11 protein-coding genes are annotated in these 15,828 nt (G+C 64.6%); 6 read left to right on the top strand and 5 right to left on the bottom strand.

The window, feature by feature from the left end; translation table 11 throughout:
* Positions 1-284 (top strand): transposase (locus XAXN_RS04020; RefSeq protein WP_167694753.1); only part of this gene is annotated, 284 nt, incomplete at its 5' end.
* A gap of 281 nt (positions 285-565) precedes the next feature.
* Here the strand turns inward: XAXN_RS04020 and XAXN_RS04025 are convergent.
* Entirely contained in the window at positions 566-2,815 is a 2,250-nt protein-coding gene (locus XAXN_RS04025) for a S9 family peptidase (protein WP_054318593.1), read from the bottom strand.
* 498 nt (positions 2,816-3,313) lie between these two features.
* Positions 3,314-4,006, bottom strand: a complete 693-nt coding sequence (locus XAXN_RS04030; protein WP_054318594.1) for a glutathione binding-like protein — start codon at positions 4,004-4,006, stop codon at positions 3,314-3,316.
* Between the two features lie 383 nt (positions 4,007-4,389).
* Between XAXN_RS04030 and XAXN_RS04040 the strand changes: the two genes are divergently transcribed.
* From XAXN_RS04040 to XAXN_RS04060, 5 genes are all read left to right on the top strand, one after another.
* On the top strand, positions 4,390-7,404 hold the full coding sequence (locus tag XAXN_RS04040; protein WP_054318595.1) for a TonB-dependent receptor: 3,015 nt from the start codon (positions 4,390-4,392) through the stop codon (positions 7,402-7,404).
* Positions 7,405-7,589: 185 nt separating this feature from the next.
* The gene (locus XAXN_RS04045) at positions 7,590-8,291 is read left to right on the top strand and encodes a SapC family protein (RefSeq protein ID WP_054318596.1); all 702 of its coding nucleotides are present in this window, start codon (positions 7,590-7,592) and stop codon (positions 8,289-8,291) included.
* Complete coding sequence (locus XAXN_RS04050; protein ID WP_054318597.1) at positions 8,281-9,294, top strand: cupin-like domain-containing protein; 1,014 nt, start codon at positions 8,281-8,283, stop codon at positions 9,292-9,294. The genes XAXN_RS04045 and XAXN_RS04050 overlap by 11 nt, the downstream gene beginning before the upstream one ends.
* Positions 9,295-9,304: 10 nt before the next feature.
* Positions 9,305-10,870, top strand: coding sequence for a tryptophan halogenase family protein (locus XAXN_RS04055; protein ID WP_054318598.1), 1,566 nt, complete (start codon positions 9,305-9,307; stop codon positions 10,868-10,870).
* A gap of 140 nt (positions 10,871-11,010) precedes the next feature.
* Positions 11,011-12,021, top strand: a complete 1,011-nt coding sequence (locus tag XAXN_RS04060; RefSeq protein ID WP_054318599.1) for an energy transducer TonB — start codon at positions 11,011-11,013, stop codon at positions 12,019-12,021.
* Positions 12,022-12,224: 203 nt separating this feature from the next.
* Here the strand turns inward: XAXN_RS04060 and XAXN_RS04065 are convergent, their stop codons facing one another.
* From XAXN_RS04065 to XAXN_RS04075, 3 genes are read right to left on the bottom strand one after another with little or no spacing between them, the layout of a single operon-like run.
* A complete protein-coding gene (locus XAXN_RS04065) occupies positions 12,225-13,415 on the bottom strand; it encodes an ABC transporter permease (protein ID WP_054318600.1) in 1,191 nt (396 codons plus the stop codon).
* The gene (locus XAXN_RS04070; RefSeq protein WP_054318601.1) at positions 13,412-14,158 is read right to left on the bottom strand and encodes an ABC transporter ATP-binding protein; all 747 of its coding nucleotides are present in this window, start codon (positions 14,156-14,158) and stop codon (positions 13,412-13,414) included. Before XAXN_RS04070 ends, XAXN_RS04065 begins: the two co-directional genes overlap by 4 nt.
* A gap of 31 nt (positions 14,159-14,189) precedes the next feature.
* Complete coding sequence (locus XAXN_RS04075) at positions 14,190-15,791, bottom strand: alpha/beta fold hydrolase (protein ID WP_054318602.1); 1,602 nt, start codon at positions 15,789-15,791, stop codon at positions 14,190-14,192.
* Positions 15,792-15,828 lie beyond the last annotated feature (37 nt).

A 15,828-nucleotide genomic window follows, 5' to 3' on the forward strand; every position in this document is an offset into this window, starting at 1 on the left:
AGCGCAAGCTGCGCTACCTGATCGCAGAGAAGCCCTCGAAGCTGAAGCAGATCAAGAACAAACGCGAATTGAAGCGGGCGAAGCGTTGGGAGCACACCAAGGCCAGCCTGCGCGCGAAGGTGGAGCATCCGTTTCGAGTCATCAAACGCCAGTTCGGTTACGTCAAGGTGCGCTATCGCGGTTTGGCGAAGAACACCGCGCAGGTGCTGACGCTGTTTGCGTTGTCGAACCTGTGGATGAAACGAAAGCAGTTGATGCCTGCCGTGGGGAAGGTGTGCCTGTAATGGGGCAAACAACCCGAAAATGCGCCGGAAACGGCGGAAAATCGAAGGTCTGAGCGCGGTCAACGCGACCGATGTGTCTCGCAGTGTCGTCCGGCCGCGTTGATCAGACCTTTCTTAAGTCTGCATCGAGACGCGAACGCTGCTTTACACGAGGGTTGCCCGGCTTCAACACTATGCATGAGCCGTCTGCTCCTTATTGAATAGAAAGCTTGAATCTCTGACCAAGGAGTGGTCGCTACTCCCTGTTCCCAGTAGCTTTCATCAGTCTCGAACAGGCGTATTCAATCAGACGCCGGGGCCGCAGATGGCCCCAAGCAGCGTTTGATAAACGCTTCGGCGGTCTTGTAACGATGCAGTGCGGTTGCTCCCGACAACCCATGCTTCGCACCGGGATATGTCATCAATTCGAAAGGGGTGCCGCGTTGCTGCAGCGCGCTCATCAGCGCGGTCGAATTGGTGAACAGCACATTGTCGTCGGCCATGCCGTGGATCAGCAGCAGCTTGGCGCGCAGGCCATCCAGATGCGTGGCGATGCGTGCGTCGCGGTAGCCTGCGGCGTTGCGAGCCGGCAGATCCATATAGCGCTCGGTGTAATGCGTGTCGTACAGGCCCCAATCGGTGACCGGTGCGCCGGCCACGCCGCAGGCATAGGCGTCGCTGTGCTTGGCCAGCAGCATCAGGGTCATGTAGCCGCCGTTGGACCAGCCCTGCACGCCAATGCGCTTGGCATCCACCCAAGGCTGTTGCTTGAGCCAGGCCACGCCTTGCAACTGGTCGTCCACTTCCACCGTGCCCTGCTTGCCGTACAGCGCACCACCGAACTCGCGTCCGCGCCGCGGAGTGCCGCGGTTGTCCAGCGAAAACACCACGTACCCGCGCTGGGCCAGGTACTGGTCGAACAAGGCATCGCCGCGGCTGGGCCATACATCGAGCACGGTCTGCGCCGCCGGGCCACCGTACACGTAAACGATGACCGGATAGCGCTTGGCTGGATCGAAGTGCTCTGGCTTGGTCAGCCGGTAATGCAGCGGTGTCTTGCCGTCGGCGGCGGTGAGCGTGCCGAATGCGATCGGGCGCTGCGCATCGCGGTAGTTGGCGTACGGATGCTGCGGGTCGCTCAGGTCGTTCTTCAGCAGCGTGGCGATCTTTTCGCCACTGGCGCGGAACAACTCGATCTGCGGCGGTGTGGTGGTGTTGGACCAGGTATCGACGTACACGCTGGCGTTGCTTGCGAAACTGGCCGCGTGCGTGCCGTTGGTGGCGGAACGCTTTTCGATCGCGCCGCCGGCCAAGGGGACAGCGTAAAGATGCGTTTGCGTAGGCCCGTCCTTGCTCGCGGCGAAATACACCGTGCCGGCCTGTTCGTCGACGGCGAGCAAGGCATCGACCACCCAGTTGCCGGAGGTCAACGGCGTCAACGTGTGGCCGTCTTCGGATGCGAGATACAAATGCTTGTAGCCGCTGCGCTCGGAGTTCCAGAGAAAGCGGCCATCCTTGAGAAACCGCAGGTCGTTGGTAAGCGGCACCCAGGTGGGCGAGGTTTCGGTGATGAGCGTGCGCTGCGCGCCGTTGGCCAGCGTGGTTTCGAGCAACTCAAGGGTTTTCTGGTCGCGCGACTGCCGCTGGAAGGTCAGGCGCTGTGCATCACGCCAATCCACGCGCGCCAGATAGATGTCCGGGTTCTTGCCCAGGTCGATCCAGCGCGGGGTCGCCTTGGCGCGGGGTGCGATCACGCCCAGTTGCACCGCCACATTCGGCTGGCCGGCCTGCGGATAGCGCTGGCTGATCACCTCTGTGTGGTCGGCATACACTTCGGGGCGCTTTTGCACTGGCACCTGTGATTCGTCGATGCGCGCAAAGGCGATCGCCGAGTCGTCCGGCGCCCACCAATAGCCGGTGTGACGATCCATTTCTTCGTCGGCGACGAATTCGGCCACGCCATTGCCGATGGTCTCGCTACCATCGTGGGTGAGCTGCAGCGCGTTGCCGTTGGCCAACTCGATGACCCACAAGTTGCGTTCGCGCACGAAGCTGACGAAGCCACCCTGGGGTGCGAGCTTGGCGTCGGTGGCAAAGCCTTCGCCGTGGGTGAGCTTGAGTACCGCCGCCGCGCCGGTCTTGCGCAGGTCGTACAGATACAACTCGCCACCGAGCGGGAACAACAGCGCATGCGCGTCCGGTGCCCATTGGTAATCGACGATGCCGGTGAACGCGGCGATGCGCTGACGTTCACGACGGGCTTTTTCGACATCGCTCAAGACTTCGGTGCCGGGCAGTACAACCTTGGAATCGACCAGCAGGCGCGTCTGGCCGCTGGCAATGTCGTATTCCCACAGATCCAGCTGATTGCGATCGCTGTCCTTGCCGCGCAGGAAGGTCACGCGCGAGCCATCCGGTGCCACCTTGGGCTTCATTAACGTGGGACCGGAAAGCGGCAACGGGCCGGTGATGGCCTCCAGGGTGAGTTTTTCGGCGTGGGCCATGGGAACGGTGCTGAGCATGAGGGCAAGGGTTACGAACAGGGCGCGCATCGATGGTCCTGTCTGACGACTGCGCACAGGATGCGGGGGTGTGCGGTGTTTGAGAAGTGCAGCGGTCTTGGGTGTGGCGATTGGCAGGCGGTGCGCACGATGCTGGGTTGTACTGGGGATGTTGTCGTGCACAGGCCAGGGTGTGTGCCACTAGGGGTTGGCGTGCGCTGCGGATGGGCCATCGCGGGTTTGATGTGGCTCGGGTGATGGGTGACTGCGGATTTGATGCGAGATCCGTCCCCTCACCCCGATCCCTCTCCCGAGGGGAGAGGGGCTCTAGTTTGCTTCTTCTGCCGGGAAAAGGTGGCGCTTCGCGCCGGATGAGGGTGGGCGCAGCCTGGTAGTGCGATTGGAATCGCTGCGTGGTGCGGTATCTGACTGCGTTACTGCGTAAAGCGATGCAATGCCGAACGCCCACCTGCGCGGTAGACCCTGAAGCGCCAGCCCCAACACCGCGCTTCAGCACTACGCTCCAGCACTCTGCTTGAGCGCTCTGCCTCAACGCTTGCCGAACAGGTGCTTGCGCTCTTCATCGCTGAGCGGCTTGGCCGCATTGTGGTTGACCTGCTCCTTGAGCGCGTAGGCACGCTGGGTAGCCGGGCGGGCGGCGATGGCGTCGTGCCAGCGCTTCAGATGCGGGAAGGCGGCATAGTCCGGCTTGAGGTCGCCATACACTTCGATCCACGGATAGCTGGCCATGTCGGCAATGCCGTAGTCGGCGCCCGCCAGGAAGGCGTGGTCGGCCAGGCGCTTGTCGAGCACGCCATGCAGGCGGCGCACCTCGGCGTTGTAGCGCTCGATCGCGTACGGAATCTTTTCCGGTGCGTAGACATTGAAGTGACCCATCTGGCCGCTCATCGGTCCCAGCCCGCCCATCTGCCAGAACAGCCATTCCAACGCGGCGATGCGGCCGCGGGCATCGCGCGGCAGGAAGCGGCTGGTCTTCTCGGCCAGGTACAGCAGGATCGCGCCGGATTCGAACACGCTCTGCGCACCGCCGCCATCGGCCGGTGCATGGTCGACGATGGCCGGCATCTTGTTGTTGGGCGAAATCTGCAGGAATGCCGGCGCGAATTGCTCGCCCTTGCCGATGTCGACCGGCTTGAGGGTGTACTGCAGCCCGGCCTCTTCCAGGAATAGCGTGACTTTGTGGCCGTTGGGCGTGGTGGGCCAGTAGTACAGATCGATCATCGTGCGCTCCAATCAAAGGTGGGTGGTTGCGGCAGACATGACGCAAGGCGGCGGCCTGGCGTGCAGGCGTCGGGCCGGCAACGCACTGGCAGCTGACCAATCCGCTTGCCAGTTGCACATTCAAGGCTTGCGCCCGCTATGTCAGTGCCATCGCGTATCGAGATACGTTGCCATCCAAGCGCGATGGTAAGGCCAAGCGTTCGCACACGGACGCATTGCACACCTTGCTCGATGGAACGATGTGTGACGCGGCAGGGTCGCGACCGATGCTGCAGTGCAAATTGACTTTGTTAAGGCCGCACTAACAAATGCTCGATTGTTCCATTGACCTTTGCCTGCCTCGCCTGGGGCCGGCCTTATCTTCTGTTTGGGAAGCAACTACCGTGAGAGAGACTCGCACCCTGCCGCGCACGCAGCGCTTGACGTCTGCCCTGCTGTTCGCCCTGTCGACTCCGCTGGCCGCGCAAACTGCGCCGGCGCCGCAGTCGGCATCCACTGCCCCAGGCGCCAGTCAGGCCGACCCTGCCACCCTCGATACCGTCCAGGTCAGCGGTATTCGCGGCAGCCTTAGCTCGTCGATGAACGTCAAACGCGATGCGCAAGGCATCGTCGACGGCATTGTGGCCGAAGACATCGGCAAATTCCCCGATACCAATCTGGCCGAATCGTTGCAGCGCATCAGCGGTGTGTCGATCGACCGCTCGCTCGGCGAAGGCTCGCGCGTCACCGTGCGCGGCGTCGGCCCGGACTTCAACCTGGTGCTGTTGAACGGACGTCAGATGCCGGGCGCCAGCATCGAAGAATCCAATGCCTCCAACTCGCGTGCGTTCGACTTCGCCAACCTGGCGTCCGAGTCGATCTCCGGTATCGAGGTGTTCAAGACCAGCCGTGCCAGCACGCCTACCGGCGGTATCGGCGCCACCATCAACATCAAGACCGCCCGGCCGCTGGATAACCCCGGTATGCATGCCAATGTGGGCCTCAAGGGTGTGCACGACGCGTCCAACGAGAACCTGCCCGGCCGCTTGCAGGGCGATTCGCTGACGCCGGAAATCTCTGGCATCTTCAGCAACACCTCGGCCGACGGGCGCTTCGGCGTGTCGCTGAGCGGCAGCTACCAGGAACGCGACTTCGGCTACAGCCAGGTTGGCGTGCCCAATGGCTGGCGCGCCTTCCGTGGCGATTCCACCGCCTACGGCACCATTCCGCAGCCAGGCGCACCGGGCTCGGAAAACATCGTCAACCGCCCCGGTCCGAACGATATCTATTCGGTGCCGCAGAACCTCAACTACCGCGTGGTCGGCGTCGAACGCCAGCGCACCAACGGCCAGCTGGTGCTGCAGTACAAGCCGCTGGACAACATCACCACCACGCTGGATTACACCTACTCGGAAAACAAGATCCAGCAGCAGCGCAACGAGATGTCGGTGTGGTTCAACTACGGACCGTCCGCCAGTTCCTGGACCAAGGGGCCGGTCGCCGGTCCGATCACCTATTCGGAGATCGTCAATCCGCCCACCAGCGATCTGGCCACCGCCGGCTCCCAGGCGGCCACGCGCAACCAGAACAAGTCGCTGGGTTTCAATGTGGATTGGGCGGTGAACGATCAGTTCAAGCTCAACTTCGACATCCACCGCTCCACCGCCGAAGCCGGCGCGGACAGCCCGTACGGATCGAGCAACTCGCTGGGCGTGTCCGGCTTCTACCGCGGCACCTCGGTGGTGGATTTCAGCAAGGATTTCCCGGTGCTGCAGCAGCAGCTGGGCTTCGGGCTGAATGGCCTGGACCCGTCGCGCACCCTGGTCACCGGCTCGGCGTTCCGCAACAGCTACATGAAGTCGGAGATCGATCAGGCGCAGGTCAACGGCGACTTCACCTTCGAAAACTATTCGCAGTTGAAGTTCGGCATCGGCAGCACCGAGGTCAAGAACCGCTCGGCGTTTTCCAACGTGCAGCGCGACACCTGGGGCGGCAACGGCACGGCGGCCGATTATCCGGACGACCTGTGGATTCCCAGCTCGTTCGCGCAGTACTTCGATGCGATCGATGGCAGCGGCAATCCGGCGCAGTTCAACCAGCTGTTCCTGTTCGACTTCGAGCGCGCGCGCCAGGCCGCCGCGCAAGTCGCTGGCGATGAGTCGCTGTACCGTATCTCGCCGGTGTTCACCACCGACCGCCGCGTGACCGAAAAATCCAAGAACGCCTACCTGCAGTGGGGCAATAGCTGGGACGATCTGCACGTGCCGATCAGCCTGGCCGCCGGCGTGCGTTACGAGGAAACCAAGGTGGAAGCGCGGGCGCTGATACCGGTGGCCGTGGGCATCGACTGGGTCGCCAACAACGAGCTGCCGATCCGGCTGGCCGACTCGGCGTTCTCCGGTGGCAGCGGCAAGTACGAATACTGGCTGCCCAGCCTGGACCTGAGCTTCAAGCTGCGCGAAGACCTGGTGCTGCGCGGCAGCTACGGCGAGACCATCGGCCGGCCCGGTTGGGGCGACATCCAGGGCGGGCAGACGCTCAACCAGATCGGTCGCATCGAAGGCGGCTCCGGCCAGGAAGGCAACCCCGGCCTCAAACCATTGCTGTCGCACAACATCGACCTGTCGCTGGAGTGGTATTACGGCGAAGCGAGCTACGCTTCGGTGGGCTACTTCCGCAAGAACATCGACAACTATGTCGGCGTCACCACCCGCAACGACACCTCGCTCGGCCTGCACACGCCGGTGGGCGGCGCCTACTGGAACCAGGCGCTGGCCAATGGCTGCGCCACCGTCGACCTGACCTGCATCCGCAACTACATCTTCCGCAACTTCGCCGGCCAGCCGGGCGTGGTCCGCGGAACCGACGACACCAATGGCAACGCCACCGGTACGATCAGCGGGCAGCCGGGCGACCCGATCGCCAACTTCTCCATCACCGCGCCGGCCAACCAGCGTTCGGCCTCGTTGGATGGTTGGGAATTCAACATGCAGCACATGTTCGGCCAGAGCGGCTTCGGCGTGTCGGCCAACTACACTAAGGTCGATTCCGGGCTGACCTACAACAACTATGTGATCGGCGAGCAGTTCGCGCTGGAAGGGTTGAGCGATTCGGCCAACCTGGTCGGCTTCTACGACAAGGGACAATGGCAGGTTCGTGCGGCCTATAACTGGCGCGACGAATTCCTGGCCGCGCGCTTCGACGGCAGCGGCCTGCCCAACCCGGTCTACACCGAAGCCTATGGCCAGCTGGATCTGAGCATCGGCTACCAGTGGACCGAGAACCTGTCGCTGAGCCTGGAGGCGATCAACCTCACCAACGAAATACAGCGCCAGCATGGCCGGCAGAAGAACGAGATCATCTATGCCACCCAGACCGGCCCGCGCTACATGCTGGGTCTGCGTTACAAGTTCTGGTGATATCCGCTGTGGCGATGCAAGCGTGACTGCATTGCTATAGCCCATCCGTTCCCCAGCGGCCTGGCTGCCGGGGAACGTACACGGCCATTGCCCCGCCCCAGGACGTCAATGCATCCGGGGCTTGCCGTGCAGTTGCGATTCGTTGAAGCATGGGCCACGCGCCCTGTGTGCTGTGCCAATCCCCCATGACCAATGCTGTGTTGTTGAACAATCTCGATCACCGCGATCTGCGCGTGATCACCGCGCACGGCGCCGCCTACGGCGATGACGTGATGTCGGCTGCGACCTTTCCGCAGGAATTTCGCCAGGTGCAGGCGCAATACCCCATCGTATTCCATCGCAGCGGCGAGCGCAGTTTCCAGCCGCTGGCATTGCTGGGATTACGCCTGGGCGAAAACCTGTTCCTGGATGGCGCGCATTGGGATGCGCCCTATGTCCCGCTGGCGATCGAGCGCCAACCGTTCCTGATCGGCGAGCAGCCCGATGGGCCGATGGTGCATGTGGACCTGGACAGCCCACGCGTCAGCCGCGCCGAGGGCGAACCGCTGTTTCGCGAACACGGCGGCACCACCGAATTTCTCGACCACATCAGCCAGGTGCTACGCACGCTGCACGATGGCCTGGTGGCCAGCACGGCGTTCGTCGACCGTGCGCTGCGTTACGACCTGCTCGAGCCCTTCGTGTTCGAAGCCACCTTGAACAACGGCCTGGAATGCCGCCTGGCCGGGCTCTATGTCGTGCACGAAGAACGCCTGCGCACACTCGATGACGCGGCGCTGCTCGAACTGCACCGGCATGGCGATCTGGAACCGCTGTACATGGCGGTGGCCTCGATTGCGCAATTGCGCCATCTGCTCGAACGCATGAACCGCCGTCATGCCGCCTGAGCCACGCGCCATCGAAGAACGCCACGGCCTGGACCCGCAACAGTTGGACCCGGCCATCCTTCGCTCCACCACGCCGCTGGTGCTGCGCGGGCTGGTGCGCGACTGGCCACTGGCCCGCGCCGGCGCCAGTTCTGCGCAGGCCGCTGCCGCTTACCTGCGTGGTTTCGACCGCGGCGAGGCGGTGGTGGCGCAGGTTGGGCCACCGGAGATCGGTGGGCGCTTTTTCTACAACGCGGACATGAGCGGCTTCAATTTCCGCCCCGAACGCGTGCCGTTGGGCGTGGTGCTGGACACCTTGCTGCGCGACCTGGATAACGCGCAGCCACCGGCCATCTACGTCGGCTCCACCACGCTGGACACTTACCTGCCCGGGTTACGTGCGCACAACCCGATCGCGCTGCCGCAGGGCCAGCCGCTGGCCAGCATCTGGATCGGCAACCGCACCCGTATCGCCGCCCATCAGGACCTGCCCGACAACCTGGCCTGCGTGGTCGCCGGGCGACGCCGTTTTACGCTGTTCCCGCCCGATCAGCTGGCCAATCTCTACATCGGCCCGCTGGATCTCACCCCGGCCGGGCAGCCGGTCAGCCTGGTGGATATCGCCGCACCGGACCTGCAGCGTTTTCCGCGCTATGCGCAGGCGCTGGACCACGCCCTGGTCGCAGAGCTGGCGCCGGGCGATGCGCTGTTCATTCCCAGCATGTGGTGGCATCACGTCGAAGCACTGCAGAGCTTCAACGTATTGGTGAACTTCTGGTGGCGGCAGAGCCCGGCCTACATGGATTCGCCGATGAACGCGCTGATGCTGGCACTGCTGACCATTCGCGACCTGCCGGCCGAACAACGCGCTACCTGGCAGGAAGTGTTTCGTCACTACGTCTTCGAGTCCGACGACAGCACTGCCGCGCATCTGCCCGATGCCGCGCGCGGCGTGTTGGCCCCGATGGACGACGCCAGCGCGCGCAGCCTGCGCGCACGGCTGCTACAACGCTTGAATCGCTGAGGATTTCGACATGTCCGACACCACGCCTTTGGACCCGCAACCGCGCCCGGTACGCCGTGTCGTCATTGCCGGTGGCGGCACGGCCGGCTGGATGGCGGCGGCAGCGCTGTCGAAATTGCTGGGCCGGCATCTGCAGATCACCCTGGTGGAGTCCGACGAGATCGGCACGGTGGGGGTGGGCGAAGCCACCATCCCCAGCCTGGTCACCTTCCACCGCTTGCTGGAGATCGACGAAGCTGCCTTCATGGCCGCCACCCAGGCCACCATCAAGCTCGGCATCGCCTTCGAACACTGGCGCGAGGTGGACCAGCACTACATCCACTCCTTCGGGCATGCCGGGACCGACCACTGGAGCGCCGGGTTCCAGCATTTCTGGTTGAAGGGACGCCAGCGCGGGGTGGCGCGCGACTTCGGCGACTACTGCCTGGAACTGCGTGCGGCGCAGGAAGGCCGCTTCGCGCACCTGCCCAACGGCGGCATGAATTACGCCTACCACCTGGACGCCGGGCTGTACGCGCGCTTCCTGCGCCGCTTCAGCGAAGGCTTCGGCGTCACCCGCGTCGAAGGCCGCATCGGCCAGGTGGAGACCGATGCGCAAAGCGGCTTTCTCACCGCACTGACGCTGCAGGACGGCACGCGGGTGGAAGGCGACCTGTTCCTGGATTGCACCGGCTTTGCTGGCCTGCTGATCGGCAAGACGCTGGGCGTGGGCAGCGACGATTGGTCGCGCTGGCTGTTCACCGACAGCGCGCTGGCCGTGCAGACCGAATCGGTGGGCCCGCCGGTGACCTACACCCGGTCGCGCGCCGATCAGGCCGGCTGGATGTGGCGCATTCCGCTGCAGCACCGGGTGGGGAACGGCATCGTGTATTCCAGCCGCTACATGGACCAGGATGGCGCCCGCGCGGTGCTGGAACGCAACCTCACCGGGCGCGCGCTCACCGAACCGCGGCCGCTGCGCTTCACGCCCAATCAGCGCCACCGCGTGTGGGAGAAGAACTGCGTGGCGCTGGGCCTGGCAAGCGGGTTCCTGGAGCCGCTGGAATCGACCAACATCCATCTGATCCAGCGCGGCATCATCCGCCTGCTGCAGACCTTTCCGCAGGTGATCAACGCGGTCGACATCGCCGAATACAACCGTCAGGCGGCCCAGGAGATCAACCACATCCGGGATTTCGTGATCCTGCATTACCACGCCACCGATCGCCGCGACACGCCGTTCTGGCGCGACTGCGCGGCCATGGACATCCCCGATTCGCTGCGCCACCGGATGGAGTTGTTCCGCCAGAGCGGGCGCGTGTTCCATCAGGCAAACGAGCTGTTCGCCGAGAACTCCTGGGTGCAGGTGATGCTGGGCCAGGGCATCGTGCCGCAACAGCACCACCCGGTGGCCGACCTGATGGGCGATGCAGAACTGAGCCGCTTTTTGGAGACCATCCGCACCCGGGTTGAGGCGGCGCTGGTGCGGTTGCCCGCGCACGCGGACTTCCTGCAGCGCTACTGCCCTGCCCCGCCGCTGCCCGAACCGGCCGCACGCGTGCCGGCCCCGCCGGTCATGGCGACCCCGGCGGGATAAATTTCGGCGATCTGCAGCGCAACCCTTGGCTTAGACCGCCCCAGCAATGCTAGATTGCGGCGTTGCCGTCCATTGCGGGAACAATGGCCGGCGCGCGCCGCAGCAACGTTTATCTTTCGCACTCGGGGTAAGGGAGACGCATGTTGGATCTGACACAGGGCCGTATGGCACGCCGGATCGCGCCGGTCATTTTGCTGGTGGGCCTGACCGCCTGCTCCAAGCAGGAAGACAAGGACGCCACCACCACGCCGGCGACCGGCGCCACACCGGCGGCAACGGCACCCACGCCGGCCACCGCGGTCTCGCCGCAGGTGCAGTCGATGGCTGCCGAACAATTGCGCGAATCGGCCACCAAGGCGCTGCAGGACAATCGCATGTACGCCCCGGCCGGCGACAACGCGGTGGAGTACTACCTGGCCTTGCGCGAGAAGCAGCCGCAGGACGCCACCGTCAATAGCACGCTGACCGACCTGCTTCCCTATACGCTGATCGCCGCCGAACAAGGCATCAGCCGCGAAGAATTTCCCGAAGCGCAGCGTTTGATCGCCTTGATCGAAAAGGTCGACCCGCAGGCACCGGCATTGCCGCGCCTGAAGAGCGGCCTGGAGACGGGAATGAAGACCGCTGCCAACCGCTCCGAGCAGGATGCCGAGCAGGCCAAGAAGCAGGTCGAAGACAAGGCCAAGCAGGCGGCCGAGCAGAAGCGCTTGGCCGAGCAGCAGAGCCGCGAGGCCGCCGCTGCCCAGCAGATTGCCGCCCAGCAGGAAGCCGCCCGCCAGCAGACCGCCGAGGCCGAGCGCCAGGCTGCTGCGCGGCGTCAGGCCGAAGCGCCGGCACCCACACCGGCGGCACCGCGTCCGGCGCCGGCCGCCGCCGCTGCAGCCGCACCGGCCGCACAGTCGCTGCGTCCGATCAGCACCCCGGCACCGCGCTACCCTGCCGAAGCATTGCGCTCGGGCACCTCCGGCGAAGTGCTGGTGGAACTGACGGTCGGTACCGACGGCTCGATCACCGCCTCGCGCGTGCTGCGCGCCAACCCGCCACGCGTGTTCGACCGCGAAGCCCTCAACGCGGTCAAGCACTGGCGCTTCGAACCGGTGGCCGCACCGGTGACCACGCGGCGTACGCTGTCGTTCAACCCGGGCGATTGATGCCTGCGTCGTTGATGACCTAGAAACGCAAAAGCCCGCAGCGATGCGGGCTTTTGCGTTGTAGCAGTGCTGCGTTGTAGCAGTGCTGCGTTGTAGCAGTGCTGCGTTGTAGCGGTGATGCGTTGTAGCGGTGATGCAACGTCGGTGTTGCGCGTTGCAGGGTGCCGCAGGAACTTGCGGCAAACAGCCACCACGCAACAACCTCAGCCCGAAATCGCCAGACGCTCCTGGTGATAGCGGCGCACCGCCGCATACCACAGCAATGCCGCCACACCGAAACCGGCCAGCAGATACACCGCCCAGGTCTGTAGGTTGATGGTTTCGTGGCGGATCACCTTCAACAGCATCTGGTTCTGCGCCAGAAACGGCACCGCAAAATGCCACAGCTGCGTCTTCAGCGGATACGCCATCAATGCGTAGCCGGGCAGCATCGGCAGCAGCAGCAACCAGGTCATATGCGCCTGCGCTTCCTTCATGCTCTTGGCGGCGGCCAGATAGGTCAGCAGCGAGGTGCCGACAAACAGCATCGGCACCAGGATGAAGAGCATCTGCAGCATCGGCATGAAACCGACATTGAGCTGGCGGCCCAGGTTGGATGTGGACAACTGCGCGCTCAGCTTGAATGCCAGCAAGGTAAGCAACAGCGACACCATGCCGATCACGCAGGCCGCAGCGATCTTGCCGCTGACAATGGCGCTACGCGGCGCAGGCGTGGCCAGCAATGGCTCCAGCGACTGGCGTTCGCGCTCGCCGGCGGTGGCGTCCAGAATCAACGACGCGCCACCCAGAAACGAGGTGATCACCAGCAATACCGGCAGCAGCATCGCCATCATCTGGCCGCGCTTGGCTTCTGCAGTGGCCATGTCTTGCGCGGCCACTTCCAGGGGCCTGGAAACCTGCGCATCGATACCGCGCGCCAACAGCCGCAATGCGCCGACCTGCTGGCTGTAACCGGTGAGCGCGGCCTGCAAGCGCAGGCTCGGCACATCGGCCTCGCGGCGGGTGCTGTCCTTGATGATCTCCACCAGCGCCGGCCGACCTTCGCGCCAGTCCTCGGCGTAGCTATCGCTGATGCGCAGCGCCACATCCACATCCTGGCTGCGAATCGCCGCGGTCAGATCGGCTGGCGCATCCACGGCATTGAGCCCTTGGGCGGCCAGAAATCGCACCAGATTCGGCGCGTTGCTGCGCCCGAGCGTGGGGATATCCAGCGGCTTGTCGATCTGCGTGCGCACGCGGCTTTCGCTCAAGGCACCCATGCCCAGGATCAGGATCGGGTACAGCAGCGGCGACAACAGCAACGCCAATGCCAGAGTGCGGCGGTCGCGCGAGATGTCGCGCAATTCCTTGCGCAGCACCGTCCACAGCGTGGACAACAATGATGTGGTGCTCATGCGTGCAGTCCCTCGTCCGAGCCGATCGCCTTGACGAAGGCGTCTTCCAGATTGTGTTCACCGGTGGCAGCGCGCAGTTCGTCGGCACTGCCGGATGCCACCACCTTGCCCTTGGCGACGATGACGATGCGGTCGCACAGCGCGGCGACCTCTTGCATGATGTGGCTGGAAAAGATCACGCAGCGCCCCTCCGCACGCAGTTGCTGCAAGAAGCCACGCATGGCACGGGTGGTCATCACGTCCAGGCCGTTGGTGGGCTCGTCCAGGATCACGTTGCGTGGGTCGTGCACCAACGCCCGCGCAATCGCGGTCTTGGTGCGCTGGCCCTGGCTGAAGCCTTCGGTCTGGCGGTCGAGAATATCGTCCATGTCCAACGCGCTGGCCAGCAGGTTGGTGCGCTGCGCGATCTGCGCGCGCGACATGCCATGCAATTCACCGAAGTAGGCGATGTTCTCGCGTGCGGTCAGGCGCTTGTAGACGCCGCGCGCATCCGGCAACACCCCGAGTGCGCGACGCACCGTCACCGGGTCGCGGGCGGCATCCACGCCATCGACAGTCACGCGGCCCTGGTCGGGCGCCATCAACGTGTAGAGCATGCGCAAGGTGGTGGTCTTGCCGGCGCCATTGGGGCCGAGCAGCCCGGTGATCTGGCCATCGGCGGCGCTGAAGCTGACCCCGTCGACGGCTTTCACCAGCCCGGTCTTGGTCTTGAACGACTTGTGCAGGGTATCGACGACGATCATGCAAGCGCCTCCGTGGCGTGGTCGATGCGGCTCATGGTTCCCATCCGTTGAACGAGGTGAAGGCAGGCACGGTGTTGAGGCTGGCAACGCAGGTGGTATCCAGCGCCTTGGCATCGGCGGTCTGCATGAACTGGCTCAGCACCTTGGGCATGCAGCCCAGCCGGAACACGCCATGCCCTTGCCCGGGCGCAATCACATGCCGGCCGTTGGGCAGGCCCCGCAGCACGCGCTCGGCGTAGCGTGGTGGTGTGACCGGGTCCAGCTGGCCGGAGAGCAGCAGCACCGGCAACGTGGAGCGGAACGGTGCGCTCGCAGTAGCCGGCGCCGGATTGGAGGGCCAGACCTTGCAAGGTGCGAAGAACATCTCGGCCACCTCGTTGCCCAGCAACGTGGTGGCCTGGTGTGCGGGAGGGTGATAGCGCCCAGCATCTTCGCTGCACAACACCGACCATTGCATCAGGCGATTCATCTGATCGGACATGTCCGATGCGCTCATCTGCGCCAGGGCCATCAACGAGGCATACCGGCCTGCGGCGGCTTCGTCGAGCACCAGCGGCAACAGCGACGCGGTTTCCGGCGCATACGAGAAACCGAACGCCAGGCCCGCCACGGTGTCGGCAGTAACCTGCTCGTGGCGCACGGCACCAGTGCGCGGGTCGCGGTAGTCCACCGCCACCGGTGCCTGCCGCAGCCGCTCGACCACCTGGCGCAACTGCGTGGCGGTATCGACCGGAAAGCGCTTGGCGCATGCAGGCTGCTGACGGCATTGCGCAGACTGCAGCGCGATCGCATCTTCGAACGTGCGAGCGAACTCGCCGCCGATCACCAGATCGTTCGGCGCCACGCCATCGATCACCACGGTGCGCGTGTGCTGCGGATAACGTGCGGCATAGTGCTGCGCTACACGCGTGCCGTACGAGGCACCGATCAGATTCAGCGTCTGCACGCCCAGTGCTGCGCGTACCGCATCCAGATCGCCAATGGCTTCGCTGGTGGTGTAGTAACGCGGGTCGGCATCGTTGCGCAAACCGTCGGCACATCCGGCCGCATACGCAGTCAATTGCTCGGCGGTGGCCTGGCTGCTGTTCTCCAGCGCCAGCGGCTTGCCGGCCGCGTCGCGACACTCCAGCGGATGCGAGCCACCGGTACCGCGCTGATCGACCAGAAAAATGTCGCGCTGCTTGCGCACTTCGTGCAGGCCCATGTCCACGATGGCCGCAACTTCGGTGGCCGATTGCCCTGGCCCACCGGCGATGAAGAACACCGGGTCCGGCGTGCTGCCACCGCCGGCTTCGCTTTCCAGCCAGGCAATCTTCAACGCGATGTTGCGGCCGCTCGGTGCGGCCGGATTTTCCGGCACGCGCAGGCTCGCGCACTGCGCTTCGATATTGCCGGCGGCACCGCCGGCGCTCAGCGTGCACGGCGTGAACAGCAACGCGCCATAACGATTGCCTGGGGCATTGCCGGGTGGTGTGTTTGCAGCAGGCTGCCGCCCAGCCGTATCCGGCGCTGTCGCGGTGGATTTTCCTGCAACGTCAGTTGCTACGGCGGGCGCTGCGGCGCGCTGGCAACCGGCAGCCAGCATCGCGATCAACGCTGCCGCCACCATTGTGGATTGCTTGACCATCGTCATCCTATCTCCTGTGTTCAGTCCCGGCATTAGATGGATC

Source organism: Xanthomonas axonopodis (assembly GCF_001304695.1).
Lineage (GTDB): Bacteria > Pseudomonadota > Gammaproteobacteria > Xanthomonadales > Xanthomonadaceae > Xanthomonas > Xanthomonas axonopodis.

Bases quoted from the DNA above. Each gene is read 5' to 3' on its own strand.
- XAXN_RS04025 (WP_054318593.1), bottom strand. From the start codon at position 2,815: ATGCGCGCCCTGTTCGTAACCCTTGCCCTCATGCTCAGCACCGTTCCC.
- XAXN_RS04030 (WP_054318594.1), bottom strand. From the start codon at position 4,006: ATGATCGATCTGTACTACTGGCCCACCACGCCCAACGGCCACAAAGTC.
- XAXN_RS04045 (WP_054318596.1), top strand. From the start codon at position 7,590: ATGACCAATGCTGTGTTGTTGAACAATCTCGATCACCGCGATCTGCGC.
- XAXN_RS04050 (WP_054318597.1), top strand. From the start codon at position 8,281: ATGCCGCCTGAGCCACGCGCCATCGAAGAACGCCACGGCCTGGACCCG.
- XAXN_RS04055 (WP_054318598.1), top strand. From the start codon at position 9,305: ATGTCCGACACCACGCCTTTGGACCCGCAACCGCGCCCGGTACGCCGT.
- XAXN_RS04060 (WP_054318599.1), top strand. From the start codon at position 11,011: ATGTTGGATCTGACACAGGGCCGTATGGCACGCCGGATCGCGCCGGTC.
- XAXN_RS04065 (WP_054318600.1), bottom strand. From the start codon at position 13,415: ATGAGCACCACATCATTGTTGTCCACGCTGTGGACGGTGCTGCGCAAG.
- XAXN_RS04070 (WP_054318601.1), bottom strand. From the start codon at position 14,158: ATGATCGTCGTCGATACCCTGCACAAGTCGTTCAAGACCAAGACCGGG.
- XAXN_RS04075 (WP_054318602.1), bottom strand. From the start codon at position 15,791: ATGACGATGGTCAAGCAATCCACAATGGTGGCGGCAGCGTTGATCGCG.